The organism is Amycolatopsis sp. NPDC021455 (assembly GCF_040640995.1).
Taxonomy (GTDB): Bacteria; Actinomycetota; Actinomycetes; order Mycobacteriales; family Pseudonocardiaceae; genus Amycolatopsis.
Genome location: NZ_JBFACT010000008.1, coordinates 102,440 through 127,932, shown reverse-complemented (window position 1 = coordinate 127,932; position 25,493 = coordinate 102,440). Strand labels below are relative to the sequence as shown.

At 69.9% G+C, this 25,493-nt stretch carries 26 protein-coding genes and 1 tRNA gene; 15 read left to right on the top strand and 12 right to left on the bottom strand.

Going from position 1 to position 25,493, the window contains the following annotated elements:
- Positions 1 to 27: 27 nt before the first annotated feature.
- Positions 28 to 870 (top strand): MerR family transcriptional regulator, encoded by an 843-nt coding sequence (locus AB0G28_RS13920; protein WP_361087790.1) that lies wholly within the window; start codon positions 28 to 30, stop codon positions 868 to 870.
- Here AB0G28_RS13920 and thrS read toward each other — a convergent pair.
- From thrS to AB0G28_RS13905, 3 genes are all read right to left on the bottom strand, one after another.
- Entirely contained in the window at positions 857 to 2,029 is a 1,173-nt protein-coding gene (gene thrS / locus AB0G28_RS13915; protein WP_361088011.1) for a threonine--tRNA ligase, read from the bottom strand. The two genes, AB0G28_RS13920 and thrS, sit on opposite strands and share 14 nt — an antisense overlap.
- Positions 2,030 to 2,201: 172 nt before the next feature.
- Positions 2,202 to 2,678: a heme-degrading domain-containing protein gene (locus AB0G28_RS13910; RefSeq protein WP_361087787.1), complete on the bottom strand. Its 477-nt coding sequence runs from the start codon at positions 2,676 to 2,678 to the stop codon at positions 2,202 to 2,204.
- A gap of 25 nt (positions 2,679 to 2,703) precedes the next feature.
- A complete protein-coding gene (locus AB0G28_RS13905) occupies positions 2,704 to 3,081 on the bottom strand; it encodes a VOC family protein (protein WP_361087784.1) in 378 nt (125 codons plus the stop codon).
- A 69-nt stretch (positions 3,082 to 3,150) separates the two neighbouring features.
- Between AB0G28_RS13905 and AB0G28_RS13900 the strand changes: the two genes are divergently transcribed.
- The gene (locus AB0G28_RS13900; protein ID WP_361087782.1) at positions 3,151 to 5,097 is read left to right on the top strand and encodes a phosphocholine-specific phospholipase C; all 1,947 of its coding nucleotides are present in this window, start codon (positions 3,151 to 3,153) and stop codon (positions 5,095 to 5,097) included.
- Here AB0G28_RS13900 and AB0G28_RS13895 read toward each other — a convergent pair.
- Positions 5,094 to 6,323 carry a M20 family metallopeptidase gene (locus AB0G28_RS13895; RefSeq protein ID WP_361087779.1) on the bottom strand — a complete coding sequence of 410 codons (1,230 nt, stop codon included), beginning with the start codon at positions 6,321 to 6,323 and terminating at the stop codon, positions 5,094 to 5,096. The two genes, AB0G28_RS13900 and AB0G28_RS13895, sit on opposite strands and share 4 nt — an antisense overlap.
- 77 nt (positions 6,324 to 6,400) lie before the next feature.
- Between AB0G28_RS13895 and AB0G28_RS13890 the strand changes: the two genes are divergently transcribed.
- From AB0G28_RS13890 to AB0G28_RS13875, 4 genes are all read left to right on the top strand, one after another.
- On the top strand, positions 6,401 to 6,883 hold the full coding sequence (locus AB0G28_RS13890; RefSeq protein WP_361087776.1) for a tRNA adenosine deaminase-associated protein: 483 nt from the start codon (positions 6,401 to 6,403) through the stop codon (positions 6,881 to 6,883).
- A 23-nt stretch (positions 6,884 to 6,906) separates the two neighbouring features.
- The gene (locus AB0G28_RS13885; protein WP_361087773.1) at positions 6,907 to 7,335 is read left to right on the top strand and encodes a nucleoside deaminase; all 429 of its coding nucleotides are present in this window, start codon (positions 6,907 to 6,909) and stop codon (positions 7,333 to 7,335) included.
- A gap of 38 nt (positions 7,336 to 7,373) precedes the next feature.
- The gene (locus AB0G28_RS13880) at positions 7,374 to 7,583 is read left to right on the top strand and encodes a CsbD family protein (RefSeq protein WP_361087771.1); all 210 of its coding nucleotides are present in this window, start codon (positions 7,374 to 7,376) and stop codon (positions 7,581 to 7,583) included.
- Between the two features lie 33 nt (positions 7,584 to 7,616).
- A tRNA-Ser gene (locus AB0G28_RS13875) sits at positions 7,617 to 7,703 on the top strand.
- Positions 7,704 to 8,603: 900 nt separating this feature from the next.
- Here AB0G28_RS13875 and AB0G28_RS13870 read toward each other — a convergent pair.
- The 5 genes from AB0G28_RS13870 to AB0G28_RS13850 all read right to left on the bottom strand — a co-directional run bounded on the left by AB0G28_RS13870 (position 8,604) and on the right by AB0G28_RS13850 (position 15,008).
- Positions 8,604 to 9,017 carry a tyrosine-type recombinase/integrase gene (locus AB0G28_RS13870; RefSeq protein ID WP_361087768.1) on the bottom strand — a complete coding sequence of 138 codons (414 nt, stop codon included), beginning with the start codon at positions 9,015 to 9,017 and terminating at the stop codon, positions 8,604 to 8,606.
- Positions 9,018 to 9,971: 954 nt separating this feature from the next.
- A complete protein-coding gene (locus AB0G28_RS13865) occupies positions 9,972 to 10,802 on the bottom strand; it encodes a hypothetical protein (protein WP_361087765.1) in 831 nt (276 codons plus the stop codon).
- A gap of 5 nt (positions 10,803 to 10,807) precedes the next feature.
- Complete coding sequence (locus tag AB0G28_RS13860) at positions 10,808 to 11,113, bottom strand: hypothetical protein (RefSeq protein ID WP_361087762.1); 306 nt, start codon at positions 11,111 to 11,113, stop codon at positions 10,808 to 10,810.
- A 1,028-nt stretch (positions 11,114 to 12,141) separates the two neighbouring features.
- The gene (locus tag AB0G28_RS13855) at positions 12,142 to 12,474 is read right to left on the bottom strand and encodes a hypothetical protein (RefSeq protein WP_361087759.1); all 333 of its coding nucleotides are present in this window, start codon (positions 12,472 to 12,474) and stop codon (positions 12,142 to 12,144) included.
- Complete coding sequence (locus AB0G28_RS13850) at positions 12,471 to 15,008, bottom strand: hypothetical protein (protein WP_361087756.1); 2,538 nt, start codon at positions 15,006 to 15,008, stop codon at positions 12,471 to 12,473. Before AB0G28_RS13850 ends, AB0G28_RS13855 begins: the two co-directional genes overlap by 4 nt.
- Before the next feature lie 121 nt (positions 15,009 to 15,129).
- On the opposite strand from AB0G28_RS13850, the gene AB0G28_RS13845 reads away from it, so the two are divergent.
- Positions 15,130 to 15,915 (top strand): NAD(P)H-binding protein, encoded by a 786-nt coding sequence (locus tag AB0G28_RS13845; protein ID WP_361087753.1) that lies wholly within the window; start codon positions 15,130 to 15,132, stop codon positions 15,913 to 15,915.
- Here the strand turns inward: AB0G28_RS13845 and AB0G28_RS13840 are convergent.
- Together AB0G28_RS13840 and AB0G28_RS13835 are read right to left on the bottom strand one after the other, a co-directional pair.
- Positions 15,908 to 16,480, bottom strand: coding sequence for a hypothetical protein (locus tag AB0G28_RS13840; RefSeq protein WP_361087750.1), 573 nt, complete (start codon positions 16,478 to 16,480; stop codon positions 15,908 to 15,910). The two genes, AB0G28_RS13845 and AB0G28_RS13840, sit on opposite strands and share 8 nt — an antisense overlap.
- Complete coding sequence (locus AB0G28_RS13835) at positions 16,477 to 16,845, bottom strand: hypothetical protein (protein WP_361087747.1); 369 nt, start codon at positions 16,843 to 16,845, stop codon at positions 16,477 to 16,479. The genes AB0G28_RS13840 and AB0G28_RS13835 overlap by 4 nt, the downstream gene beginning before the upstream one ends.
- A gap of 310 nt (positions 16,846 to 17,155) precedes the next feature.
- Between AB0G28_RS13835 and AB0G28_RS13830 the strand changes: the two genes are divergently transcribed.
- Both AB0G28_RS13830 and AB0G28_RS13825 read left to right on the top strand, forming a co-directional pair.
- Positions 17,156 to 18,073, top strand: a complete 918-nt coding sequence (locus AB0G28_RS13830; RefSeq protein ID WP_361087744.1) for a TauD/TfdA family dioxygenase — start codon at positions 17,156 to 17,158, stop codon at positions 18,071 to 18,073.
- A 16-nt stretch (positions 18,074 to 18,089) separates the two neighbouring features.
- A complete protein-coding gene (locus AB0G28_RS13825; RefSeq protein ID WP_361087741.1) occupies positions 18,090 to 18,536 on the top strand; it encodes a limonene-1,2-epoxide hydrolase family protein in 447 nt (148 codons plus the stop codon).
- A gap of 290 nt (positions 18,537 to 18,826) precedes the next feature.
- Here the strand turns inward: AB0G28_RS13825 and AB0G28_RS13820 are convergent, their stop codons facing one another.
- Positions 18,827 to 19,753: a CapA family protein gene (locus AB0G28_RS13820; protein WP_361087738.1), complete on the bottom strand. Its 927-nt coding sequence runs from the start codon at positions 19,751 to 19,753 to the stop codon at positions 18,827 to 18,829.
- A gap of 126 nt (positions 19,754 to 19,879) precedes the next feature.
- On the opposite strand from AB0G28_RS13820, the gene AB0G28_RS13815 reads away from it, so the two are divergent.
- The 6 genes from AB0G28_RS13815 (at position 19,880) to AB0G28_RS13790 (ending at position 25,492) form a co-directional block, all read left to right on the top strand.
- The gene (locus AB0G28_RS13815) at positions 19,880 to 22,348 is read left to right on the top strand and encodes an endonuclease/exonuclease/phosphatase family protein (protein ID WP_361087735.1); all 2,469 of its coding nucleotides are present in this window, start codon (positions 19,880 to 19,882) and stop codon (positions 22,346 to 22,348) included.
- 136 nt (positions 22,349 to 22,484) lie between these two features.
- Positions 22,485 to 23,042 (top strand): hypothetical protein, encoded by a 558-nt coding sequence (locus AB0G28_RS13810; RefSeq protein WP_361087732.1) that lies wholly within the window; start codon positions 22,485 to 22,487, stop codon positions 23,040 to 23,042.
- On the top strand, positions 23,039 to 24,232 hold the full coding sequence (locus tag AB0G28_RS13805; protein ID WP_361087729.1) for a putative T7SS-secreted protein: 1,194 nt from the start codon (positions 23,039 to 23,041) through the stop codon (positions 24,230 to 24,232). The genes AB0G28_RS13810 and AB0G28_RS13805 overlap by 4 nt, the downstream gene beginning before the upstream one ends.
- Positions 24,232 to 24,810 carry a hypothetical protein gene (locus tag AB0G28_RS13800; RefSeq protein WP_361087726.1) on the top strand — a complete coding sequence of 193 codons (579 nt, stop codon included), beginning with the start codon at positions 24,232 to 24,234 and terminating at the stop codon, positions 24,808 to 24,810. The genes AB0G28_RS13805 and AB0G28_RS13800 overlap by 1 nt, the downstream gene beginning before the upstream one ends.
- Entirely contained in the window at positions 24,807 to 25,118 is a 312-nt protein-coding gene (locus tag AB0G28_RS13795; protein WP_361087723.1) for a hypothetical protein, read from the top strand. The genes AB0G28_RS13800 and AB0G28_RS13795 overlap by 4 nt, the downstream gene beginning before the upstream one ends.
- Positions 25,115 to 25,492 (top strand): YbaB/EbfC family nucleoid-associated protein, encoded by a 378-nt coding sequence (locus tag AB0G28_RS13790; protein ID WP_361087720.1) that lies wholly within the window; start codon positions 25,115 to 25,117, stop codon positions 25,490 to 25,492. Before AB0G28_RS13795 ends, AB0G28_RS13790 begins: the two co-directional genes overlap by 4 nt.
- The last annotated feature ends 1 nt before the right edge of the window (position 25,493 follow it).

Below are 25,493 nucleotides of genomic sequence, written 5' to 3'. Positions count from 1 at the left end.
CCTGAGGGGAGCTGCCACGCTTACGGCATGGCTTACTCGATCGGCGAACTCGCCCACCGGACCGGGCTGACCGTCAAGGCTGTCCGGTTCTACTCGGATCGCGGCCTCGTGCCGCCGTCCGGGCGCAACACCGCGGGCCAGCGCCGTTACGACGACGCCGCGCTCGCCCGGCTCGACGTCATCCGCGTCCTCCGCGACCTCGGCATCGACCTCGCCACGATCCGGCGGGTGATCGACGGCGAGACCACCGTCGCGGAGGTCGCGGCGGAGCACGCCGCGGCGGTGGAAGTACAGATCGGCGTGCTGCGCAGGCGAAGCGCGGTGCTGAAGGCAGTGGCGAACCGCGGTTCGCCTTCCGAAGAGAGGAGTGTCGTGCGCCAGCAGGCCCTGCTGTCCGAAGTGGAGCGACAATGCCTGGTCGGCGACTTCCTCGCCGATGCCTTGGGTGATCGTCCCGAGCTGGCGGGGATCGCCCGCACCTTGACCCCGGAGCTACCCGAGGATCCCAGCCTCGAACAGGCCGAGGCGTGGGTGGAGCTGGCCGCGCTGATGCGGGACACGGAGTTCCGCGCGAACCTTCGCCGGCTCGCGGACGGTCATGAAGCCGGCTTGCGACGTGACCTGGCGGCCGAGGTGCGGGACGCCGTCACCCCGGCCGTCGCGGCCGGGATCGCGCCGACGTCCCCCGAGGGGAAGGCGATCGTCGACGGCCTGGGGCGCGATCCCGGCGAGCTACGGCAATGGCTCGACGTCGTCAACGATCCGCGCCGCGAGCGCTACGTGGAGCTATTGGGGGTGATCAACGGCTGGGCGGCACCGGAAAGCCTGGCACCCGCCTTCGATTGGCTGGCCGAGGCTATGGCAGCTTGACCGCCTCCTGGATCGAGGCCAGCGCGTTCTCGACCGGCTGCGCTTCGCGGCGGCGCCCGTCGCGCAACCGGACGGAAAGCCGTCCCGCGGCGACCTCGTCCCGGCCGATCACGGCCTGGAACGGCACCAGTCGTCCCTCGCGGATCCGCGCGCCGAGGCTGCCCTCCGAGGCGATCTCCGCGCGCAGGTCCCCACATCGGTCCAGGACGGACTGCGCGTAGGGCAGTTCGGCAGCCGACAACGGGAGCAACCGCAGCTGGACCGGCGCGAGCCAAGCCGGGAACGCGCCGCCGTGGACCTCGAGGAGGTGCGCCACCGCGCGCTCCACGCTGCCGATGATGCTGCGGTGCACCATGACCGGCCGGTGTCTCGCCGCGTCCGCCCCGACGTACTCCAGGCCGAACCGCTCCGGTTGGTGGAAGTCGACCTGGACGGTGGACAGGGTCGACTCGCGGCCCGCGCTGTCGGCGATCTGAACGTCGATCTTCGGGCCGTAGAACGCCGCTTCGCCCTCGACGGCGTCGTACGGCAGGCCGTCGAGGACGGACCGCAGGATTTCCGCCGAACGGTCCCAGTCGCCGGCCACGTACTTCCCGCCGGGGCCCGGGAGCGAAAGCCGGTACCGCGCCGGGCTGATGCCGAGTGCGTCGTAGGCCCGCCGGATCATCGCCAACGCGGCGGCCGCTTCGGCTTCGACCTGGTCGAGGGTGCAGAAGATGTGCGCGTCGTTGAGGTGGATCGCGCGGACGCGGTTCAGCCCGCCGAGCACGCCGGACAGCTCGCTGCGGTACATCCCGCCGAGTTCGGCGATCCGCAGCGGCAGCTCGCGGTAGCTGCGTCCGCGCGAACGGTAGATCAACGCGTGGTGCGGGCACAGGCTCGGCCGCAGCACGAGCTGCTCGCCGCCGACGTCCATGGGCGGGTACATGTCGTCGCGGTAGTGCGCCCAGTGCCCCGAGATCTCGTACAGCTCGCGTTTGCCGAGCACCGGCGAATGGACGTGCCGGTATCCCGCGCGCCGTTCGAGGCCGCGGACGTACTCCTCGAGGCTGTGGCGGACGATCGCGCCGTCGGGCAGCCAGTAGGGCAGCCCCGCGCCGATCAGCGGGTCGGTACCGAACAGGCCGAGTTCGCGGCCGAGCTTGCGGTGGTCGTGCATTCGGTGGTCGTGCATGTGGACTCCTCGTGGACGGCGAGGCGGATGACCACAAGACGAAACCCGAGGCGAACCGCCCCGGGCCGGAAACATCGTTCAGCGCGCCGGGACACTCTCCGGCGTCGTCGTGGAAACAGCGCGCTTCATGTCTTCGACGGTAACAGCGGGCGCCAGCTCATTTCCCGCCGTCGGCCAGGAACAGCTCCAGCTGCTCGACGACGAACGCGTGGTCGTCGGCCTGCGGGAGCCCGGACACGCCGACCGTGCCGACCGGGCCGACGCCGCGGACGAGCACCGGGAATACGCCGCCGTGGGCCGCGTATTCGTCCGGGGCCAGGCGGGAGTCCTCCTCGAATGAGCCGCCCTTCGCCCGGAACTGCGCGCCGACCAGGAAGGAGCTGTGCCCGTAGCGGTCGACGACGCGGCTCTTGCGGTCGATCCAGGCGTCGTTGTCGGCCGACGTGCCGGGCAGTGCGGCGTGGAAGAGCCGCTGGCCGTTGCGGCGGACGGAGACCGTCACCGGCAGTCCGCGGTCCCGCGCGGCCGCGAGAAGCTGCTGGCCCAGCGCGAGTGCGGTCTCGTTGTCGAACTTCGCGAACTGGAGGCGTTCCTCCTGGTCGGCGAGCTGGGCGAGGACGTCGGCGTCGGTCATGCCGCCATTAAATCAACAGTGTTGTTTAATCGCCAGTGAACTCGGTCAGGGACAGCACGTTGCCATCCGGATCGGTGAACCAGGCGATCCGGCCACCGGGCGTGGTCCAGATTTTGTCGGTGTCCTGTGGCAGCGTGTCGAACGTGAGGAACTCCACGCCACGGCCACGCAGCTCGGCCACCGCCGCCCGGACGTCGGTGACCGCCCAGCCGAGCACCGTGAACGGCTGCGGCGTGAACTCGGCCACGGCGGTCACGCGCAGCATGGTCGAGCCACTGCGGAACACACACGCGAAGGGGGTCTGCTCGATGAACTCGAGCCCGGCGACATCCGTGTAGAAGGCACGTGAGCGCTCCAGGTCGGTCGACGGTGCGAAGGCGACCAGTTCCGCTGAGTTGAGCATGGCTTCACCTCTCTCGGCGGCGAAGGTACTCCTCGAGCGGTCCGCTGACCTGGGGACGAGGAGGTGGGCATGGGCCGGATCCGCCGGCGCACGGTGCTCGGTGGCGCGGCCGCGGCCACCGTCGCGGGCGCGGGTGCGCTGTCCGCCGCGTGCGCTCCGGTGCCGCGGAAGGGCACGATCGAGGACGTCCGCCACGTCGTGGTGCTGATGCAGGAGAACCGGTCGTTCGACCACTACTACGGCACCATGGCGGGCGTACGCGGGTTCGGCGACCGCGCCGCGCTGCGTGACGTCTTCCGCCAACGCGGAAAAGGTGCGCCGGTACTGCCGTTCCGGGTCGACACGTCCGTTGTGGACGGCCAGGACCTCGGCGAGCTGCCGCACGACTGGAACAGCACGCACCGCGCGTGGAACGGCGGCGCGTACGACGGCTGGATCGCGGCGAAGAGCCCCATGACGATGGGGTACTTCACGCGCGAGGACATCCCGTTCCAGCACGCGCTGGCGAGCGCGTTCACGCTGTGCGACCACTACTTCTGCTCGATCCAGGGCCCGACCCACCCGAACCGGCTCTACCACTGGACCGGCACGATCGACCCGGACGGCCTCGCCGGTGGTCCCGCGACGCACAACGCGCCCGACTACCAGCCCTCCTTCCGCTGGACGACGTACCCCGAACGACTCGAGGCGGCGGGCGTCTCGTGGCGGATCTACGCGAACGACGAGGAGCGCGGAGTCCCCGAGCACTTCGTCGGCGACTACGGCGACAACCCGCTGTGGCTGTTCCAGAACTTCCACGACGCGCTGCACTCGATGGACCCGGTGAAGCGGCGGCTGGCCGAGCGCGCGAACCTGCGCACGAAGCTCAAGCCCGACTCCGGGAAGGGCAAGGACCTCGACCACGTGCTGGCCGAGTTCCTCGCCGACTGCGCGGCCGGGACACTGCCCGCGGTCTCGTGGGTCGTCGCCCCGTACGGCTACTGCGAGCACCCCGCCGCGCGGCCGGTCGACGGCGCCGCCTACGTCCAGCGGATGCTGAGAGCGTTGTGGGACAACCCGGACCTGTGGGCGTCGACCGTCGTCTTCATCAACTACGACGAGAACGACGGCTTCTTCGACCACGTCGTCCCGCCGACCCCGCCGCCCGGCACGCCCGGCGAGTACCTGCCCGGCAACCGGCCGGAGAAGGGCCGTCCGTCCGGGCCACCCGTCCCGATCGGGCTGGGGCCGCGTGTGCCGATGACGGTCGTCTCGCCGTGGAGCCGTGGCGGCTGGGTGAACTCGCAGGTCTTCGACCACACGTCGGTCCTGCGGTTCCTGGAGACGTGGACCGGCGTGCGCGAGCCGAACATCTCGGCGTGGCGCCGCGCCATCTGCGGCGACCTGACCAGCTGTTTCGACTTCGGCACCCACGACACGACGATCCCGCTGCTGCCGGACGCGGACGCGTTGCGCGCCGAAGCCGACCGGACGCAGAAACGGCTCCCCAAACCCGGGCTGGGGCCGGGCGCGCTGCGGCAGGAGCCCGGCACGGCGAAGGCACGTCCGCTGCCCTACCAGCCGGTCGCCTGGGTCACGGCCGGGGCGGACGCCCTGAAGCTGAACCTGGCCAACCACGGCACGCAGGCACTGCAGCTGGCCGCGTACGCCTACCACGCGGGCGGGACGTCACAACGCTTCGACGTCGGCCCGAAGAGCGAGATGACCGGCGAAGTCGCTTACAGCGGGACGTACGACGTGGCCATCCACGGCCCGAACGGCTTCGTCGTCGAGGCTTCGGGTGGCTCGGGCCTCGATGCCGCCGTCACGTTCGTGAACAAGCTGCGGGTGACGGTGACCAACAGCGGGCCGGAGCCGGTCACGGTGAACGGCGTCACCGTCCCGCCTGGTGGCTCGCAAGACTTTCCGGTGCCGACGGAGAACGGCTGGTACGACGTCACGTTCGAGGCGCCGGGGTGGCGCCGCCGCTTCGCCGGCCACCTCGAGGACGGCCGCCCGTCGCGCACCGCGCCTTAACGCAGGGCGTCCAGCGCGAAGGCGGCGAGCATCGCGACACCGCTCGGCATCGCGTCCTCGTCGAAGAGCACCCGGTTGGAGTGGTTCGCCGCCGCTTCGGCCGGGTCGACCCCGGGCGGGCACGCGCCGAGGAACGCGTAGGCGCCCGGAACGCGTTGCAGGACGTACGAAAAGTCCTCGGCACCCATCAGCGGGTCGGCGAGCAGCTCCACGTTCTCCGGTCCGAGCACGGCCGCGCCGAGCCGCAGCACCTCGGCGGCGATCCGGTCGTCGTTGACCGTCACCGGGTAGCCCGGCTCGACGTCCGCGACGACCCGGCAGCCGTAGGCCGCGCCGACCTGCTCGCACACCTTCGGCAGCTCGGCGCGGACCAGCGCGCGCGTCTGCTCGGACAGCGTGCGGATGGTGCCCTCGAGCTCGGCGGTCTCCGGGATGATGTTGGACGTCGTGCCGGCCTGGATGCGGGTCACCGAGAGCACCGCGGGGTCGAACACGCTGACCCGGCGCGTGATCATCGTGTGCAGCGCGCCGACCATCGCCGCGGCCGCGGGCACCGGGTCGATCGTGTGCTGCGGCGCCGAGCCGTGGCCGCCCTTGCCGGTGACGCGCACGTGGAACGAGTCCGCCGACGCCATCAGCGCGCCGGGCCGCAGCTGCAGCAGCCCGCTGCGCGCGTTGGCGAGGATGTGCACGCCGAACGCGCGCTCGACCCGCGTCCCGGCGGCGTCGAGCACACCCTCGTGGATCATGAACCGGGCGCCGTGGTGACCTTCCTCACCCGGCTGGAACATGAACACGACCGACCCGGCCAGCCGGTCCCGGCGTTCGGCGAGCAGCCGTGCCGCCGACGCCAGCATGGCGACGTGCGTGTCGTGCCCGCACGCGTGCATCGACTCCGGGTCTTCGGAGGCGAAGTCGAGCCCGGTCTCCTCGGTCAGCGGCAGCGCGTCCATGTCGCCGCGCAGCAGCACGGCCGGGCCCGGCCGGGAGCCGCGCAGGACGGCGGTCAGCGACGTCGTGGCCTTGCCCTCGGTGATCTCCAGCGGCAGGCCGTCGAGCGCTTCGCGGATCGCGGCCTGCGTGCGCGGCAGGTGGAGGCCCTGTTCCGGGTGGCGGTGCACGGCCCGCCGGAGGGCGACCGTGCGGTCCTGCAGCGCCCGCGCGTCGTCGAGGAGGCCGGCGAACGGCGTGCCGGGCAGGGTGGGCAGGTCAGTGGGGCCGGTCATGGTCCCGATAGTGCCTCATGCGGCGCTTCGGGCGCACCGTGCGTGCGCCCGGCCGACCGGCGGAATACGGTGTGCGCATGGCGGTGGATGAGCCGGTCACGGGCTTCGCGGTGGCTGTGGTCCGGGAAGACGGTCGGTGGCGGTGCAGTGCGCTCGACCCGGGGGCGTTGACCGAGCTGGACGCAGCGATCACTGAACTGGGCAAACTACGCTCCACCGGCGCGAGCTTCGGGCTGCTGGCGGTCGACGACGAGTTCTTCGTCATCGTCCGGCCGAGCCCGCGGGGGCCGTCGTTGCTGCTCTCGGACGCGGCGGCGGCACTGGACTACGACATCGCGGCGGACGTCCTCGACGTCCTGCGCGTCGATCCCCCCGACGAAGAGGACGACTCGGTCTGGCCCGAGGGCGACCTGGAGATCCTGGCGGATCTCGGGCTGCCCGGGCCGGAGCTGGAGGTCATCGTCGGCGAGGTCGACCTGTACCCGGACGAGCAGCTGCAGATGGTCGCGCAGCGCTGCGGGTTCGGCAACGAGTTCGCCAAGCTCCTGGACGAGCTCTGAGACGCCCGTCCGACACCGAGGCCGTGGAGGCCGCGCTGGAAGCGGCGCGCGCTCCCGGCGCGGACGTGCCGATCGGGGCGGTCGTGTTCGGCCCCGACGGCACCCCCCTGGCCGCGGCTCGCAACGCGCGCGTCGAGCTGGGAGACCCGACGGCCCACGCGGAGGTCCTGGCGCTGCGCGCGGCGGCGGCCGTGGTGGGCGACGGCTGGCGACTGGAAGGCTGCACGCTGGCGGTGACGCTGGAGCCGTGCACGATGTGCGCGGGCGCGCTGGTGCTGGCGCGCATCGCCCGGCTCGTGTTCGGCGCGTGGGAGCCCAAGACGGGCGCGGTGGGCTCGCTGTGGGACGTCGTCCGTGACCGCCGTCTCAACCACCGCCCCGAGGTGCACGGCGGCGTCCTGGAGCGGGAGTGCGCCGGGCTCATGGAGACGTACTTCGCCATGCGGCGCTGATTCGGGTCTCCGCTGCTGGGTACCTCTCCGGTATGACGATGAAGCACAAGATCCAGCAGACGGTCGGCGGCGCTCGTCAGAAGCTCGGCTCGGTGACGGGCAACCGCAGGCTCCAGATGTCAGGCATGCTCCAGCGGCGCGGCGCCCAGGCCCGCGAGGCGGCCCACGACCTGCGCACCCGCGCGCGCGGCGTGGTACGCGATGCCCAGGTCAGGCGGCGTTCCCACCGCCCAGTCGACCCCTTGTGAGGCTCGGGAAGACCCTCCGGTATTGTTCTCGGCGGTGGCGTGTCCGAGCGGCCGAAGGAGCACGACTCGAAATCGTGTGACGGTTAATCCCGTCCGTGGGTTCAAATCCCACCGCCACCGCTCTTGAGCAGGCAGAACGCCCGGCGACCCGGTGAAGGTCGCCGGGCGTTCTGCTGTGTGCGTCTCAGTTTCCGTCTCATACGTACTCTCAAGTGGTCGACCGGAGGCGGGCAGCCCTAGCCGGGCGGCCTTCGTAGCCGCTCGGAAGCGGCGTGGCTGATTTGCTAGTGCAAGGATCTGGCCTTGCCTGTCGGGTCATGAGTGGCCTTGGAGACATGATGACTCGCAAGCCTGCAATTTGTACTGCCCTCACGATTGTTGAACTACCCGGTGTTGGTGTGGCCGGATGCGCTGATCTACCCGGTGTTGCGTGGCCAAATGTGTTTAGACCCAGCGTTGGCGTGGTCGAACGAACGTCGAGGTGGCCGAGTTCGCGTGGCACGAAAGTTCCGGGACGCTGCCTGGAACCGCTGGTAGAAGGGCCTCTGCAGGCAAGTAACCAGGTCATTATCGGCGCACGCCTTGGCCGGTTATCAACTCATTACTGTTCGACGCTCGGATGGAGCGGCCCCAAGACGTTACAGTCTGTGCGTCGACCTCGGAAGCGCCTCAGCGCGATCCGCTGGGGCCTTCGAAGCCACGTGGCACAAGAAGATCCTCAATGTGCGAACGAAGGTAGGCAATGTCCAATGACAGACCGCGCTGCAGCGAGTGCAGCAAGGTGGACAAGCTTCTGAAGTTGATCAGGGGCGCGGCGCTAAGCAGCACCCCGCCCCTGATCGCGCTGACGCTGTTGGTACACGAAGTTCGCAGCTTCGTGGGCAGCTGACCAGCTTGTTCATTGGTAGGGGCGGGGGCGGCAAGCAACCTGGTCGACCCCGCTCCGCTCCGACGTAATCGGCATCAAGCGCCGCTCACCGTCGCCCGCAGTATTGCATGCTTTCCGTCCCGAGTCTGTCCTCAGGCGGGTGCGAGCGCGCCTTCCTGGCCGTCGTCCTCCTCGTCTTCGTCGTCCGGGGAGGCCCACATGTGGGCGCCTACCTGCTCCGCCACCGACGTCACGAGCTCGGTGTTGACGTGTATGTGCCGCTTGGCCACCGCCGCGTTGGACCAGCCCATCAGCTCCATCACCGCGGGCAGCGGCACCTTGAGTTCAAGCAGCACCGTGGCGGCCGTGTGCCGCGCGTCGTGGAGCCGCGCGTTGCGCACGCCTGCCAAGCGCAGCAACGCCTTCCACGCCCGGTTGTCCGGCGTCGGGTGCGTCGGCCGGCCGATCGGCGTGGCGAACACCCAATCCCCTCCCTCCCAGAGGTCTGCCGCCGCCTCGCGTTCCTCCGCCTGCTGGACGCGGTGCGCCTCCAGGGCCTCGATCACGGGCTGGGGAGGCCGATGACGCGGCGCCCGGCCCGCGACTTCACCTCACCGACGACCAGGCCGCCGCCGTACCGCTCTGGGCAGTAGGCGCCGTGCTCATGCCTGCACGGCTTGTCGGGCGTGCACCCGTGCTGCCAGTTGAGTTGCTGGATCGAGCCGCGGACGGTGATCGTGCCGGAATCGCGCCGCGCCGGGCACTCGACGGCGGTCAGCTTCCGGCGGCAGGTTTCGCCGCGCGCACCCGTGCTTCCACGTGATCGTGACGTCGGACCACTTGAGCCCGAGCGCTTCGCCGCGCCGGAGCCCGAGCGAAAGCGCGACGATGAACCGCGCGCCGTTCCGGATCTCCCCGGCCGCGGTGATCAGGCGCCGCGCCTCCTCCTCCCACCACGCGCGGCGCCTTCGCGATACGCGCGGGATTCTCCGTGATGTGCCGCCGTCGCACCGCTTCGTTGAGCGCCGCGCGGACGGTCCGGTGCGCGAGGTGCGCGGTCGACGGCTTGAGTCCTTTTCGGAGGATCTTCCGGTAAGCCAGCTCCAGGTGCTCAGGCTGCAACTTGTCGAGCCGATGCGCGCCGATGCTCGGAATCAGGTGCTTGCACACCGACGCGCTGAACCTCTCGCCAGGCCGATCCGGCAGCGCCGTATGCGCGGCTGCGCGCGGTAATTGCCTGATCTGCGGTTTTGCGGCGGGTTGGGGCGGGATATACCGCGCACGATGCGCGGTAAGTCGAGAACCGCGCTCGCGTTGCGCTGGTCAGCGACTTACCGCGCTACTGCGCTTACCGCGCAGGGGTCAGCCGTCGGCGGTCAACTCGACCGCGGTCATCACCTCGGTGGGGCGGCCCTGCCCGTCCGCCGGCCTCGCGCGACCGGCACCCGGGCATCCAGCCGAGACACGCGCAGAAGGGCCCCGCGCATCGGCTGGATGCACGAGGCCCCTCTGTGTTCGCTTTAGCGGAGCGCCACGTAGGCGGTGACGCCCGCGAAGAAGAGGAGCACGAGCACGACCAGGTACGTCATGAACAACCTCACCAGCCGGGTGGGATCGCCATGCCCCATCTTGAATTGCATTCGGATGAGAGGCGTCAACGAAAAAGCGAACTCGGTGACAACAACCCGCGACACGGCCGGCTCCCCCCGCATTGACGGCTCCTCGCCCGCCAGGTCGCCGTCGCCGTTCGTGCTGGTGGCGTGCGACGTGTTGGTGTAGTTGATGTGCACGTCGCCGTGCACCACCACGCCGCCACTCTCGCCGACCAAGTCGGGCAACGTCGGGATGTCCTGCCGGGTCGTGAAGCGCGGAAGCGGGCGCACCTCGCCGACCGGGCGCAGCTCGAGCTCCCGCGGCTGGCTGGCAGTCCGCGTGCCGGCGTGCTCGATCAACTCACCTTCGACCGGCACGTTCTCGAGCGGAATTGACCGGATCACAGCAGTACCCGCGCTTATGTCACATGTGGAAGCGACGGAATCGAGCGCGCGGCGCCACGCGATCACCATCACGGCGATGCTCTCTGCTCGACATCCGCAACCTGCAAGGAATGCCTTCAGCTGGTCCTCGTGTTGCGGCACCCGCCGGTTCGACTTCGAGACAAACCGGTACGCCGTAGACCGCGGCAACACTGGCCCCGCGTACGCCGCAACGCGGCCCGCGGTCCGGCCGGACCCGGACAAGATCTCGCGCAGCAGGAACAAGAACTCCGCCTCGGTCTCCACGGAGTCCGCGTTCATCCGGATGAGGTCGTCCACGTTGGGCCAGCCCGGCAGATGTTCGCTCGCCATCACCGGATTCACTTCTTCCCCCGCGCACCGTTGTAGGCGCCCTTGGCCGCCTCCCCGATCCGGGTCCGCAGCTTCGTGTTCGCGACCGGGACGATCAGCAGACCGGCACCGAACAGCAGCAGAAGGGGGATGACGACCGCCGACTTGGGGTCGGACCCGGTCCGCAGCAGCGCGAAGGAGAAACCGTACGTCGCGATCACGAGGACGATCAGCGCCACAGCCGCAGGCCAGCCGAACGCACGCGGCGCGCCCCCGTACTCCGGCGGCGGCGCGTCCGGCAACCCGGCCGAGAACGGCCCGGGAAGGTACTCCACGTTCGAGGGCTGCTCGCCCGCCCCGAACGGGTTCGGCCAGGCGTCAGCTGGCCTCTCGAATGGTCCTGACACCGGGGGGTGCCTCCTCAAGGGAACGGCCACCAAAGTGACCGTCAGGCGCCCCGGGTGCGCATAGAGCTCCGCCCCGGGGAACACCCTTTGGACTAGAGCCGAGACTTTGACCTCGACTACCCCGCCGCACGCCTACGGGTATGGCCACCCTGCGAACGACGCATGCCCGGTGTCGGACCGGGCACCCGGTCATCTTGTCACCCGCAACACGGCTTTCACCAGCAGTGGCGGTAGGCACGCCGATTTTGGTGTCCAGCGCATAGCGCGGGAAGCGCCATCGGATACGGCGGCCGGATCAGAATCCCAGCCGAGTCGGCTCTTCGCGATGTCTAACGACTGCCTACTTGTGTGCCATGAGGCACATACCGCGTCCAACGACGGTGTCTCATCGCATGGCGCACTGTGCACGCCAGACGGGTGTCTCGTGTCCAACGACGCAGGTAGACGCTCTGGGCGACCACTGCCAGAGCGACCACATTCTCGGTATGCTGCGTCGGCGACCCGGGGCACGTTCTGGACTAGAGCCGAGCAGCTGGGGAGCCTCGATGGAAACGCCCGATGGCCCGGGCGCCCATCGGCTTGAAGTGGCCTCGCACGATGTGCGAGGCCACTTTCATGTTCGGCGCTGGGCGCTGGGCCTGGAGATCTCGACCTGACGACGGGCGAGGTGAGCTGCCCGGCACCCAGGTCGCTCGTGGCCAGCTCCGGGGGTCTCAGACGGCGTCTCAGTTCGTGCCGGTTCGGCGCGGCGCTGGTGTTGCAGAGGTCGCGTTGACCTGCGGAAATGTATCCGTTCGAACCGCTCCGGACAGGTAGGCTCGGAACTTGAAATCGTGTGACGGTTTAATCCCGTCCGTGGGTTCAAATCCCACCGCCACCGCTCGATTCGATCCGGACCCCCGGTCAGCCCAGCTGGCCGGGGGTCCGGTCGTCTCCCGGGTTCGAGCGGCCCGTGGTCAAGCCTGCGGGCCGTCGTCGGAGTTGCCGCCGGAGGTGGGCCGCCGGGTGAGCACCGTCGTGTCGCCGTTCATCACCTTGGCGAGCGCGGCTTTGCCGTTCAGCTTCCAGTAGGCGAAGAAGAACGTGCCCATCCCCACGGCCAAGCCGATGGCGTACCACGCGAATGCGGCGCTGGTCGGGTTGTACAGGCTCGTGACGGCGCCGCCGCCGATGGCGCTGATGACGGCGGCGAGGTCGGTGATCGCCGCGTTGGGGGTGGTGCGGACGAGGGTCCGGTAGGTGATGAAACCGACCACCAGGCCGAAAACCAGGCCTCCGACGACGGTCATGTTGGCTCCTTGAGCGTGAGTCCCTGTGGGCGAAGGCGCAAGCCGGCCACACAGTACAGCGTGTAAGCCAGGCCCATCACGTTGCCGCGATTGATCATTCGCCAACGCAGGGCGCGCAGTGCCTGCCCCACGCCGGCTCCGTCGACGAGCGACCGGAGCAGTTCTTCCATGGCCCACCCCGCCATGCCTTGTTCGATGGTGATTTCCGTGCCGATCACGCCGGCGGCCCCGGCGCGGTTGGCGAACGCGTCGACGAAGTTGGAAAGCGTCGCGGTGGTGAGTTCGGCGGTGTGGCAGCCGTTGAGGACGATCAGTGGCTTGCGGGACGGCCAGTGCGGTCGGGGCCACCGGCCGTCGCGGCGCCAGTTCGCGACCGTGACCGGGTCGAGCACGCTCGCGCCGAACCGCAACACGGGCGACGGCAGCGCGTTGGTGGCCACCTTGTGGTACCCGCCGTGGCAGTAAAGGTAGGCGACGTCCATCGTTTCGAGGGCGAGCGCGTCCGCCAGCTGCTGTGCCGACTCGATGGTCGACAGGTGGACAGTTCCGCGTGGCAGCGCGGTTTCGAGTGCGGCGAGATGCCGGGCGCTCAGCTCGGGGTCCAGCCGGGGGTCGGCCGCCACTTCGACCTGCATCGGCTTCGCGTCGTCGAAAACGTGCCACACCAGCGAATCCGTGCTCGCCGGTTGTTCGATTATGGCGGACAGACCCCAGAACCCGAACGGGCACAGGACATTGCCGGTGTGGTCGCCTTCGGGGCAATGCGGCGGAATCGTTTCCTCGGTTCCCCCTGGACCGAATCGTCGCACCGACGGGCATATTTCGTACGCGCCACGCGGGTCCTGCGGCATGGGCAGGTCGTAGATCAGCGACCACGGGACGGGGTGCCGGCGGTCCGGGTCGCTGATCGTCGGGTCGGCGACGTTGAGCACCGCCGGCCGGTTCCTGGCGACGGCTTCGTGCCGGATCAGCTCCGGCAGGGTGTCGAAAACGTCGTTGTCGCGGAACAGCCGCTCGAAGAGGACCGCGCCCTGACAAGCCAGGGCGGCCAGGTCGGCGGTGAACTCCGCGGCGGATTTCCCGTAGTTCCCGTCAAGCGTGCTTCGGCCGTCGGAGAGATGCAGGTCGTAAAGCAGCTGCCGAGCCGCGCGAACCGCGTTGTCGGCGGCGTTCGCACTGATCCACGCCGGGTTCCGGGCGAAGGTGACGCCGTTGACCAAGGTGCGTGAGCTACGGTCGGTGACCAGCACGCTCACCGTGCGCTCGGCCAGCGAGCCGAGGTCGGCGAACGTGCGCGTGAGCCGGTAGACGAGCCGGGAGTGCATTCCATCGGTGGCCGCCGTGCCGACGGGCAGGAACAACCGCTGCGCGTGCACGGCGACCACCCCGTAGTAGACGACCAGCTCGCCGGTCCACACGACCGGCTTGGCCGGAGCAGTGAGGGAGAACCGCACCCAGCGCCGCGGCACGCAGTCGCGTGTATGTCCGTCGTCCGGACAGGCGCAGGCGAAGCTCGCCCGATCGCTCGGCAAGGTGAAGCGGGCGATCTGTGGCTCGGCTTCGCCGTCCATGCTCAGCAGGGCCCGCAGCACGAGGTCACCGCTCGGCAGCGGCTCGCTCGGCCAGCGCGAGTCGGTTTCGGCGAGCAGGCTCGCCGTTCGGTACGCGGCTATGTTCACCAGCAGTTCGTAGTCGCCGGCCGGTTCCATCGGCTCGTCCGCGGGCACCGGCACTTCGGTGCCGGGGCGGACGATCAGCGCGTTGACACTGCGTGCTTCCGGCTGTCGCACGGCGGGCTGGGGCGGTTTCCCGTCGAACTCGGGCGGCTCGGCGGAATGTTCCGGCACCCGGCCGACTGGGTAACCGCTGCCCTCGCCGGAGCCGTAGCTGGTCCACCAATCCAGCACGATGGGGAGATCGACATTGCGCGCTACCAGCCGGCCGGCGTAAAGATCGAAGATATGCTCGATGGACAGGCCTTGAGGATCGTCCACGTGCTCGACGGCCAGGGGCGGAGGATCGTCCGCAAGCTCTTGCTCCAGCCACTCGACCGGCTGCGGAAGCGCGAGCGGCGAGCCCGACAGAGTGCCGACCAGAACCACGTTCTGCGACAGCGGGCTGATCAGGACGGCGGGAGGGGTGAGCGTCGCCAAGACGCCGAGCCGAGCTGTCCGGCCCACGAAGAAGACGACCGGCCGACCGTGGCGGAGGAGGAGTTCCACCAATGCCGACAAATCCGCATCCGCCCAGTTCTCCGGCTTGCGCAGCGCAACGGCATCAGCGTCCAGATTCCCGATCGACCGGGCCAGCGATTCGGGCTCGGCCCGGACGAAATTGAGATCGGCCCGGACGACGGAGAAGTTCCCCGTCGGGCGTGTTATCACCGTTCGGGAGACCTCCTCCGGGTCTGCTCCCTCGCTTACTTTCTCCCAGGCTGACCTGTTGGCCACGATGATCAGCGGTTGGCCGCGACCAATCAAATCGTGGACCGCGTGGAGCGTGTCACCCTCGAACCGGGTGAGAGTCAGATCCATCAGCCGCCCCTCGTCCGCAATCCGTACCGGTTCCTTCGGAGACCGATCGTAGAGAACCTTGACTTGAAGGGCTCTTGAAGTGTGACCGTGGCCGGTACCAGCTGATCAAGAGGAGTGCAGCATGACCGTTCTCGTCACCGGGGCCACCGGCCACTCCGGACGGCACGTCGTCGCCGGGTTGAAAGCCGCGGGCGTCGCCACGAGAGTTCTCGTCCGGGATCCCGCGAAGGCACCCGAAGGCGTCGACGTCGTCCAGGGCGACATCACCGATCCCGCCCGAGCCGCCGAGGGGGTCGACGCCGTCTACCTTCTCTGGCCCTTCTTCGCCGCCGAAGGCATCAAGAAAGCCGTGGAACCCTTCAAGGGCAAGAGAATCGTCTACCTCTCCGCGATGTCCGCCGATGCGGGCGGCGTGTGGGGAGACGTCGAAGCCGCCGTCGAAGAGGTCACCGACGACTGGACCTTCCTCCGCGTCACCGGGCTCGCCACCAACGCCCTCGGCTGGGCCGAGCAGGCGCGCGCCGGCGTCGTCCGAGGGCCGTACGGCCAGGCGAAGCGGTCTCTCGTCCACGAACGCGACGTCGCCGGCATGGCCGTCAAAGCACTAACCGAGGACGGCCACGCCAAGCGGCGCTACCTCGTCACCGGCCCGGAAGCCCTCACCCAGGCCGAGCAGGCCCGGTTGATCGGCGAAGCGCTCGGGAAGCCCGTCCGGTGGGAAGAACAGCCTCGAGAGGAAGCGAAAACGCAGCTGGCTCTCTCCATGGGCGAGGAATTCGCGGAGAGCGCGCTGAACCACTGGGCGTCGCTCGTCGAGGAACCGGAACCCGTCTCACCGGACGTTGCCCGGGTCAGCGGGCATCCAGCGCGGACCTTCGCGGAATGGGCGCGGGAGCACTTCAGCTGAGCTGGACGGCGGGGGCCGTCAACGGCTCCAGCTCCGCCGCGAGCTCGGCCAGCGCCGCGACTTTCTCCTGCACCGCACGGATCACGGCGGTGCACGCGGCGCTGACCTCGCTCACCACCTCGGCGGACCGGTCGCCCGTCAGCACCGCCGCCACCGAAGGCTCGGCGGAGGCGGCGATCTCGGACACCTCCGACGACACCGAACCGGCCAGCTCGTCCAGCCGCTCGGCGATCCGGACGCCCACCGCGGCCGTCGACGCCGCCGCGCGGGCCGCCGCCATGTACTGACCGTCCACTGTGTCCGCCCACGTGCCGAAAGCCTCGGTGCTGCCACCGTTTTCCGCGTGGTCGGCGCCGGCGCGGAACTCCGTCTGCGCGGCGGTCACCGCCAGCGCGCCGGTGTCGACCGCCGAGGCGGACGCGCGGATCGAGGCGGGTGAGCAGTCGAGGTGCCGCAGGGCCGCGACCGGGTCGGGGACGCCGAGACGTCCGGCCGCCGCGCGCAACGCGGACAGCCGAGCCGCGGCCGACGACAGTGCCGGGTGCTCGAAGACCTCGACGGTCACGGCGCCACCGCTAACCGCCCCCGGAAGCCAGTGCTCCGGGTGTTCCCCGCCGACATGCGCAGCCGGCCCGCCAGGTCCGACGTCGCGTCGCCGAGGACGCGCGCGTCCGCCTCACGGGCCGCCAGCGCCGCTGCCCAGCGCGCCGCCAGTTCGCGTGCCTGCGGCGAGATGCCGAACGGCGTCGAATCGACGCGGGCTTCGGCGTACCGGCCGGCCGCCTTGTCGCCGGCGGCCGCCGCCTGGTCGAGCAGGTCGGCCGCGGCGCGCAGCCGGTCGGGCTTCTTCGCGGGGTGCCGGATGGGGAAGCCCCCGGGCCCGAGCTCCGGGTTGTCACTGCCGATCCGCGAGCCTCTGCCTTCCGGCATGGGAACCTCCGTCGTCAAGGGCGCTCACCTGATCGTGGAAGATCTTGCCTCATGCTCCCGCGCGGCCCGCATCGCGGTGACCTGCGGCGTTGACCGCGTTCCACCCAGTGGACGTCTTGACCGCGGGCCGGGAAGAAAGCGACCATGAACGCATGCCCGTCACCTCGGAAAGCACGCCGATCCGGGCCATCGAGTGGTCGATCGGGGAAGGCGTCGTGGAGCTGCTGCTGCGCCGCGGCCGCCTGGGCTCGCCTCCTGCCTGACGCGAGACCGGCGTCCGCATTCTCCCGAAAACCCTTGGAGCACAACCATGTCCGTAGATCTCCCTGCCCGGATTCCGCTGCGCGAGGCCGTCACGCCCGCGGATGGCATCTTCGAAGGCCCCCGGCTCCTGCGAGAACCGCGGGAAGAGTACGAGCTGTTCACGATCCGCCCGCTGGGCCGGGTGATCGGCGCCGAGATCGGCGGCGTCGACCTGGGCGCGCCGGTGAGCCCCGAACTGCGTGCGGAGCTCAACCGCGCCCTGCTCGAGTGGAAGGTGATCTTCTTCCGCGACCAGCGGATCACCTCGGCGCAGCAGCGCGCGTTCGCCGCGAACTGGGGCGAGCTGGAGACCAACCCGTTCATCCCGAAGGGCGACGACGACGCCGTCACGCGCTTCGAGCGGACCGCCGCGATGCCCGGTTACGAGAACATCTGGCACACCGACGTCACCTGGCGGCCGAACCCGGCGCTCGGCTCGGTGCTGCGGCTGATCGAGGTCCCGCCGGTCGGCGGCGACACGATCTGGGCCGACATGGCCGCCGCCTACGACAACCTGCCCGAAGACGTCCGCGCCCGCATCGACGGGCTCACCGCCGTGCACGACTACCTCCCCGGCTTCGCCCGCTTCGCCGACCCGGCCCTGCTGGCCCGGTGGCAGGACCGCTTCCCGCCGGTCGAGCACCCGGTGGTCCGGACGCACCCGGAGACCGGGCGGCGCACCCTGTTCGTCAACCAAGCGTTCACCACGCACATCGTCGGCCTGGACCGGGCCGAGAGCGACCGGCTGCTGCGGTACCTGTTCCTGCAGGCTCACACGCCCGAATTCCAGGTCCGGTTCAGCTGGCGGCCGAACTCGGTCGCGTTCTGGGACAACCGCGCGACGCAGCACTACGCGGTCAACGACTACCACCCGCACGTCCGGATCGCGGAGCGCGTCGCCATCGCGGGCGACCGGCCGTACTGAGCCGTAGCCTGGGGTCATGACCGATGAACCCCGGGTAGTGGTGACCGGTTTCCTCAAGGCCCTCGAAGACCTCGACGTCGACCGCGCGCTGACGTTCGTGGCGAGCGACATCGTGTACCAGAACGTGCCGTTGCCGCCCGCCCGCGGCGTCGCGGCGTTCGAAAAACAGCTGCGCATCATGGCCAAGTACGGCTCCGGGTTCGAGGCGCGGACGCACCACATCGCCGCGGACGGCAACGTGGTGCTCACCGAGCGCACCGACGTGCTGCGCCGCGGTGCGTGGGAAGCGGAGTTCTGGGTGTGTGGCACGTTCGAGGTCGAGGGCGGTCGGATCGTGCTTTGGCGGGACTACTTCGACTGGACGACGGTCCTCGCTGCGAGCGCGAAGGGCGCCGGGCGAGCGGCGGTGGCCGGCGCGCGCACCCTCCTCGGTCGCTACAAGGGAAGGCAGGCGGTGCGCTAGACCCGGTGTTCGCCGCGGTCGTGGTCCCGGAGGTCCACGACCGCGGCTATCCCCAGCACCAGCACGAACACGCAGCTGAGAACAATCAGCCCCCACATGATCGTTCTCCCTCCCCCCGCGTCGTGCCGGCCTGAGCTGTCGGGAGTGGTCTGCGCCACTATTTCCGGCGGCTCACGCAGACCGTACCGCCGCTGGGCACCGGTTGTTCCGGCCCTTGACCTTCATTTAAGGCAGATGCGCCGGATGGGTGACAAGCCGGTGCCGGGTTGTCACAGAACGGGCGCGATCCGTTACGCGCCAACGGGTACCGACGCGATTCCGTCCCGGACCGTCACTGTGGTCGAACGCAGTGCCGAGACCTCCGCGACGTACCGCAGAACCTTGTCCGCTTCCTCCCCGGCGAGCGGCTCGCACTCGTTGTCCGCGTTCCGCCGTACCGGGATCAGCTCGAGCCGCGGTTCGTCGCCGAACATGCAGCCGGCCAGGAGCCCGTCCGGCCACTCGGAGGCCAGGTTGCCGAGGCCGTAGAGGATCGGCCGGCCACGGTACACCTCGACGGCCTGGATGGTGTGCGATCCGTGCCCGGCGACCAGGTCGGCGCCGGCGTCGATCGCCGCGCGCCCGTACGTGACCTGGTACTCGGTCAGTTCGGGCCCCGGCAGGCCCCAGTGCATCGAGACGACGACGTGGTCGTTGGCGGCCTTCGCGCGCTTCACGTCGGCGACGAGCCGGTCGAGGTGCTCGGGGACCGGCGCCGTGCGGACCAGCGGCATGCGGCCCGGAATCTCCGCGACGCGGGGATCGGGCTGGTAAGCGGTGGTCGCAAACGCTTGCGCGACGCCTGGGGCGTCCGGCTTCGCCGCTTGGCCGGGGAGGCGAAGCGAGGTGTACGCGAGGAAAGCGACCTTCGTCCCGGACCGCTCGAGTACCGCGGGTGCGTGCGCGGAGTCGAGGTTCGCGCCCGCGCCGCAGTGCGCGATCGCGGCGTGGTCGAGGACCGCGGTGGTGGCCGGCGGGTGGGAGGCGTCGTTGGCGATCGAGACGACGTCGATCCCGGTCGACTTCAGCGTGCCGGCCATCGCCGCGTCGACGGGTCCTTCGAGGTTCGCGAACCGGAGGTCGGCGCCCTTGAGCAGCGGCTCCAGCCGGGCGAACGCGGCCGACGGCATCGCGCGGGCCTTGATGTCGACGTCTCCGCCGAGGACGAGCGTGATCACGAAACCTGCTCTGCCGAGTGAGTGACGACGAAAGTAGTTGTTACGAATCGTTGCATCTTTGTCTTCCTCCTCCTCACTTGTTCGGGGGACTATGCCACGACTGTTCAAGTACAAAGGGGACTCAGGGTGACCAAGACCCACAGATCCAAGGCCGCCTTCACGGTGGCCGTCGCGTCGGGCCTGGTGCTCGGCGGCGTGACGGCACCGGCGGCGCTCGCCACACCCAGCGCCGACGCGGTCATCGCCGAGGTCTACGGCGGTGGGGGCAACTCCGGAGCGACGCTCACCAGCGACTTCGTCGAGCTCGCCAACCACGGCGCGGCGGCCACGAGCCTGGCCGGCTTCAGCGTCCAGTACCTGCCCGGTTCGGCGAGCCCGTCGAGCACCTGGCAGGTGACGCCGCTGGCCGGCAGCGTCGCGCCGGGCGGGCGTTACCTCGTGGCCGAGGGCAAGGGTTCCGGCGGCACCGTCGCGCTGCCCACGCCGGACGCGACCGGCGCGATCGCGATGTCGGCGACCGCCGGCACGGTCGCCCTCGTCTCCGGCACCACCGCGCTGACCTGCAAGACCGCCGCCGACTGCGCTGCCGACACGCGGATCAAGGACCTCGTCGGCTTCGGCGCGGCGACCGTGCGCGAGGGCAACCCGACCGCGGCGCCTTCGAACACGACGTCCGTCGCGCGCGGCACGGCGCTCGCCGACACCGACGACAACGCCGCCGACTTCACCGTCGGCGAGCCGACCCCGACCAACACCGCGGGCGAGTCGGCCGGCGGGGACCCCGGCCCCGCGCCGGCCCCGGCGAAGATCCACGACATCCAGGGCACCACGCGGATTTCGCCCTTCAAGGACAAGAAGGTCAGCGGCGTCACCGGCGTCGTCACCGCGACCCGGACGTTCGGCTCGTCGCGCGGTTTCTGGCTCACCGACCCGAACCCGGACACCGACCCGCGCACCAGCGAGGGTCTGTTCGTCTTCACCGGCTCGACCAGCCCGGCCGTCGCGGTCGGCGACGCGGTGACCGCGACCGGCACCGTCCGCGAGTTCTACCCGGACGCGCCCGCGACGTCGAACTACCAGTCGCTCACCGAGCTGAGCAGTGCACAGTGGACGGTCGACTCGCACGGGAACGCCCTCCCGGCGCCGACGGTGCTGAACCCGGACACCGTGCCGACGACGTACGCGCCGTCGCCCGGCGGGAACATCGAGCCGCTCACGCTGGAGCCGTCGAAGTACGCGCTCGACTTCTGGGAGGCGCACGAGAGCGAGATCGTTTCGATCAGCGACGCGCGCGTCGTCGGCCCGACGAACTCGTTCAACGAGCTGTACGTGACGTCGAAGCCGGACCAGCACGAGTCCGTGCGCGGCGGCAGCGTCTACCTGGGTTACGACCAGCTCAACAGCGGCGTCATGAAGGTTTCGTCGCTGATCCCGTTCGCCGAGCGGCCGTTCCCGAAGCTCAACGTCGGTGACGTGCTGACCGGCACCACGTCGGGCCCGGTCGAGTACAGCAACTTCGGCGGCTACACGCTGTTCGCCAGTGTGCTCGGCACCGAGAAGGACAACGGGCTGCAGGGCGAGACCACGCGCAAGCAGCGTTCCGGCGAGCTCGCGGTCGCGACGTACAACGTCGAGAACCTGGCTCCGGGTGACCCGCAGGCGAAGTACGACCGGCTCGGCGAGGCGATCGTGACGCACCTGGCGACGCCGGACATCGTGAACCTGGAGGAGATCCAGGACAACTCGGGCGCCACCGACGACGGCACGGTCGCGGCGGACCAGACGCTGCAGAAGTTCACCGACGCCATCGTCGCCAAGGGCGGCCCGCGCTATGAGTGGCGCTCGATCGACCCGGTGAACGACCAGGACGGTGGTCAGCCGGGCGGCAACATCCGCGTCGCGTTCCTGTTCAACCCGGCCCGTGTGTCCTTTGTGGACCGTCCAGGTGGCACGTCGACGACTTCGGTCGGCGTGGTGCGCGAGCACGGCAAAGCGCACCTGACGTTCTCGCCCGGCCGCGTCGACCCGGCCAACGAGGCCTGGACGACCAGCCGCAAGCCGCTGGCCGGCGAGTTCGTCTTCAAGGGCCGCACGGTGTTCGTCATCGCCAACCACTTCAACTCCAAGGGCGGTGACCAGCCGACGCACGGCCGGTTCCAGCCTCCGACGCGCAGTTCCGAGGTGCAGCGGGCAAAGCAGGCCACGGTGCTTCGCGGCTTCGTCGACTCTTTGCTGGCAGCCGACCGCAACGCGAACATCGTCGTGGCGGGCGACCTGAACGACTACCCGTTCTCGCCCGCGGTCCAGACGCTGACCGCCGGTGGCGCGCTGAAGGACCTGATCGCGTCGGTGCCGGAAGCCGAGCGGTACAGCTACGTGTTCGAGGGCCAGTCGCAGGTGCTGGACCACATCCTGGCGTCGAAGGCGCCGCGCGGGGTGGACTACGACGTCGTCCACATCAACGCGGAGTTCGCCGACCAGGCCAGCGACCACGACCCGCAGGTGATCCGGTTCCGGCCGAGCGCGGGCAACGCGTTCGAGGACGGCATCTACGACCTGCTCGACTGCCTGGAGCAGTTGCTGACCAGGCATTAGCCGGTTGACGGAAAGGCCACCGCCGGGCTTCGCGGCCCGGCGGTGGCCTTTTTTGTTAGCTCCTTCGGGTGACGGCGAAACCGCGGAGCGTTGACATCCGTCTTACCGTTGACGAGACCACAGGGGAGGGTGGCGCGTGGACGGGTATGCGGTGAAGGTCGACGAGCTGGGCAAGCTCATCGACGACCTCGGCACGGCGGCGGACCGGATGGCCGACGCGAACAAGAAGCTCGGCGGCGGCGGAGCGTTCGGCTCGCTCGGGACGGAGGAGCTGGGCAAGGCGGGCGTCGAGTTCGAAGAGGCCTGGGGCTACGGGATCGGCCGCCTCGGCGAAGCGGCTTCGGGCGTCACGGAACGCCTGAAGCAGGCGAAGCAGAAGTACGAGCGGATCGAGGCGGAGTTCGGCGACCAGCTGTCGAAGTTCGGCTCGGCGGTACTGGGCGGCGGTGGTGCCCCGGTCGGCGACCGTGACGGCAAGGTCGGCGGTGGGGTCACCGGCGGTGTTCCGGGGATCAACGATCTGGCCGCGGGGAAGGGCCCGGGCACGGGCGGCTTACCGGGCGTCGACCCGCGGGATCCGGGCCGCGGGATGGTCGGTGGCGGGGTCACCGGCGGCGTTCCGGGGATTAACGATCTGGCCGGTGACCGCCCTGGCGCCGGCATCACCGACATCCTGAACGGCGGCGACCGGTGAGCGCCCGTGAGTTCCCGGCCCTGGGCTTCGACCCCGCGCCGGGCGAGCTGGACGGCATCACCGACCTGGCCGGCAAGTACCGGGCGGTGAGCACAGACCTGACGGAGGCCGACGATTCGCTCCGGCGGATCGTCCGGAAGCAGGGCATCTGGCAGGGCGAGGCGAGCGAGGCCTTCGCGCGGCGCATCGGTCCGCTGCCGAAGTACCTCGAGGGTGCGGCCCGGTCGATGGGCGAGGCCGCGGACGCGCTCGAAGGCTGGTCCCGCGACCTCGGCGACCTGCAGAAACGCGCTGCCGACCTGGAAGCACGCGCGGAAGCGGCGGCGAAGGCAGCGGAGGAGGCACGTGCGAACCCGGACCTGGCGCTGGCCAACCGGACGTTCCCGGACCAGCAGACCCTGCAGATCGCGCAGCGCCTCCTGGACAACGCGGGCCGGCAGCTCCAGGCCGCGATCGACGGCTGCCAGAACATCGAGGACGCGGCGAGGCAGCTCCAGCGGGAGCACGCGGAGGCGGCGGGCCGGGTCGCGCAGGCGCTGCGGAAGGCGAAGGAGCTGGCGCCGGACGAGCCGGACGTCCTCGACAAGCTGACCGACGCGGTGAGCGGGGCACTCGGCGACCTGACGAACAACCTTGCCGACGGGGTGGATCAGGCTGTGGACTTCGTGCAGGACCACGCCGAGCTGATCTCGAAGCTGTCTGACGTGAGTGGTGACGTCGGCAACGTCCTCGGCGTGGTCAGCGAGTGTCTCCCCGATCCTGCCAAGGAGGTCGTCGGAGCGGTCGCGGTGGGATTCAGCCTGGGCGCTACGACCGGCCACCTCGTGGCGGGTGCCGCCGGGGCGGATGTTGCTCCCGAGACCATCGTGTTCGATTTGGCCGGTGCGGTGACCACTATCGCCGGCGAGGCTCTTCCCGGAGGTGCCGGGATCGGGGTGAAGGCCCTCGGCCTGGGCCTGGTGGGAGCCCAGTTCCAGGCCGACGCCACCACCGAGGTGGCGGGGTTGAACTTCGAGGGTCCCATCGACGACTTCAAGAACTACTGGCTGCCGAAAGACATGAACCAGGCCGCCGCTGCCGTCTTCGCGCCGGCGGGTGTGGCGTATTGGAACGCCGCCGAAGCAGGCATACAGGCTGACAACGCACCCGGGCGGGCTCGTCAGCGGGCGGAAGACGAGGTGTGGAACTGATGCCGCTGCAGATCGACCTCCCGCCGGGCTTCGCCGGCATGCCGGTGGGCCGCGACGACAAGATGAACCGCAGCCACGCCTGGATGGTCGCCGAGAACGTCGCGGCCGGTGCGGGGAAGAGCGTCGAGGAGTTCGGCAGCTACCTGATGGCGCTGGTGCCGACGATGCAGGCCAACGGCATCCGCGTGTTCGGCAAGTTCGCCGTCGGCCCCCGAAAAGGTGATGTCGCGACCCTGACGCTCGGCGTGGCGCAGTGGCCGGACACCGCGCCCGGGAACCGTGACGCCGTGGTGGCGGCCCTGGCCGAGCAGTACCGCGGGCGGCACAAGCGCGCGGTCGTGCAGCCGGTCCGGCTGCCGATCGGGCCGGCCGTCGTGGCGATCAGCGGTGGTGAGTTCCACCTGCCCGAGCAGGATGTGCGCACGCAGATCAAGGCGGAGTACCAGATCCCGCTGCCCGACGGGCGGTCCGTGGTGATCCTCTCGGTGGTCGCGAGTTCGGAGGACGCCTGGCCCGCGATCGCCGACGCGACGGCGAAGGTCGCGTGGAGCCTCCGCAGCGGGGAGGCGGGGCGGTGAGCAATTCGGCCGGGCCCTGGTTCGCCTTGCTCGTGATCCTGCTTACCGGAAGCGGCTTCGCCCTCGTGGTGACGTTGATGATCGTCCGGCTGAACCGACGGGGGCAACCGCGGGAACAGCAACTGGCTCGCCTGGCCGCCCGGCTGGACGGGCGGAACAAGGTCACCATCCGGGCGGTGGAGTTCAGCGTGCCGCAGGCTGACCTCCTCTGGGTCGCCCGGAGCCGGGGCTACTCCATGGCTTATCACCGGTTCGGCAGCTACTACGAGTTCTTCTACACGCCACACCGTCCGGGGGGATACGCATGAGCGACAACGCGCAGCTGATCGAGGAAATGCGCTGGCAGCTCAAGCAGATCGAAGACCGCAAGGCCGAAAACCAGCGCCTCCTCGCGGGCATCGCCAGCAGCAACCACACGACCGTCGTCTCGCCGGATCGGAGCGTCACCGTGCTCGCCGGGGCCGGTGGGGTCGTCAGCGAGGTGCGGCTCGCGCCCGAAGCCATGCGGTTCGACGCCGTCACGCTCAGCCGGACCATCACCGCCGCCATCCGGGAGGCCGTCGCCGCCGGGAGACGGCTCGCCCACCAGCCACAACCCCAGGCGCAGCCCCAGAAACAGCCACGACGACGGCCGACACCGGCGGACGACGATGAGCCCTACGACACCGTCTTCGACGTCTGAG

Excerpts from the sequence above, each read along its gene's own strand:
- AB0G28_RS13890 (WP_361087776.1), top strand. The coding sequence starts at position 6,401 with ATGGCGGTGGATGAGCCGGTCACGGGCTTCGCGGTGGCTGTGGTCCGG.
- AB0G28_RS13825 (WP_361087741.1), top strand. The coding sequence starts at position 18,090 with ATGACCGATGAACCCCGGGTAGTGGTGACCGGTTTCCTCAAGGCCCTC.
- AB0G28_RS13910 (WP_361087787.1), bottom strand. The coding sequence starts at position 2,678 with ATGACCGACGCCGACGTCCTCGCCCAGCTCGCCGACCAGGAGGAACGC.
- AB0G28_RS13790 (WP_361087720.1), top strand. The coding sequence starts at position 25,115 with ATGAGCGACAACGCGCAGCTGATCGAGGAAATGCGCTGGCAGCTCAAG.
- AB0G28_RS13895 (WP_361087779.1), bottom strand. The coding sequence starts at position 6,323 with ATGACCGGCCCCACTGACCTGCCCACCCTGCCCGGCACGCCGTTCGCC.
- AB0G28_RS13835 (WP_361087747.1), bottom strand. The coding sequence starts at position 16,845 with ATGCCGGAAGGCAGAGGCTCGCGGATCGGCAGTGACAACCCGGAGCTC.
- AB0G28_RS13830 (WP_361087744.1), top strand. The coding sequence starts at position 17,156 with ATGTCCGTAGATCTCCCTGCCCGGATTCCGCTGCGCGAGGCCGTCACG.
- AB0G28_RS13845 (WP_361087753.1), top strand. The coding sequence starts at position 15,130 with ATGACCGTTCTCGTCACCGGGGCCACCGGCCACTCCGGACGGCACGTC.
- AB0G28_RS13855 (WP_361087759.1), bottom strand. The coding sequence starts at position 12,474 with ATGACCGTCGTCGGAGGCCTGGTTTTCGGCCTGGTGGTCGGTTTCATC.
- AB0G28_RS13900 (WP_361087782.1), top strand. The coding sequence starts at position 3,151 with ATGGGCCGGATCCGCCGGCGCACGGTGCTCGGTGGCGCGGCCGCGGCC.
- AB0G28_RS13920 (WP_361087790.1), top strand. The coding sequence starts at position 28 with ATGGCTTACTCGATCGGCGAACTCGCCCACCGGACCGGGCTGACCGTC.
- AB0G28_RS13905 (WP_361087784.1), bottom strand. The coding sequence starts at position 3,081 with ATGCTCAACTCAGCGGAACTGGTCGCCTTCGCACCGTCGACCGACCTG.
- thrS (WP_361088011.1), bottom strand. The coding sequence starts at position 2,029 with ATGCACGACCACCGCAAGCTCGGCCGCGAACTCGGCCTGTTCGGTACC.
- AB0G28_RS13800 (WP_361087726.1), top strand. The coding sequence starts at position 24,232 with ATGCCGCTGCAGATCGACCTCCCGCCGGGCTTCGCCGGCATGCCGGTG.
- AB0G28_RS13880 (WP_361087771.1), top strand. The coding sequence starts at position 7,374 with ATGAAGCACAAGATCCAGCAGACGGTCGGCGGCGCTCGTCAGAAGCTC.
- AB0G28_RS13850 (WP_361087756.1), bottom strand. The coding sequence starts at position 15,008 with ATGGATCTGACTCTCACCCGGTTCGAGGGTGACACGCTCCACGCGGTC.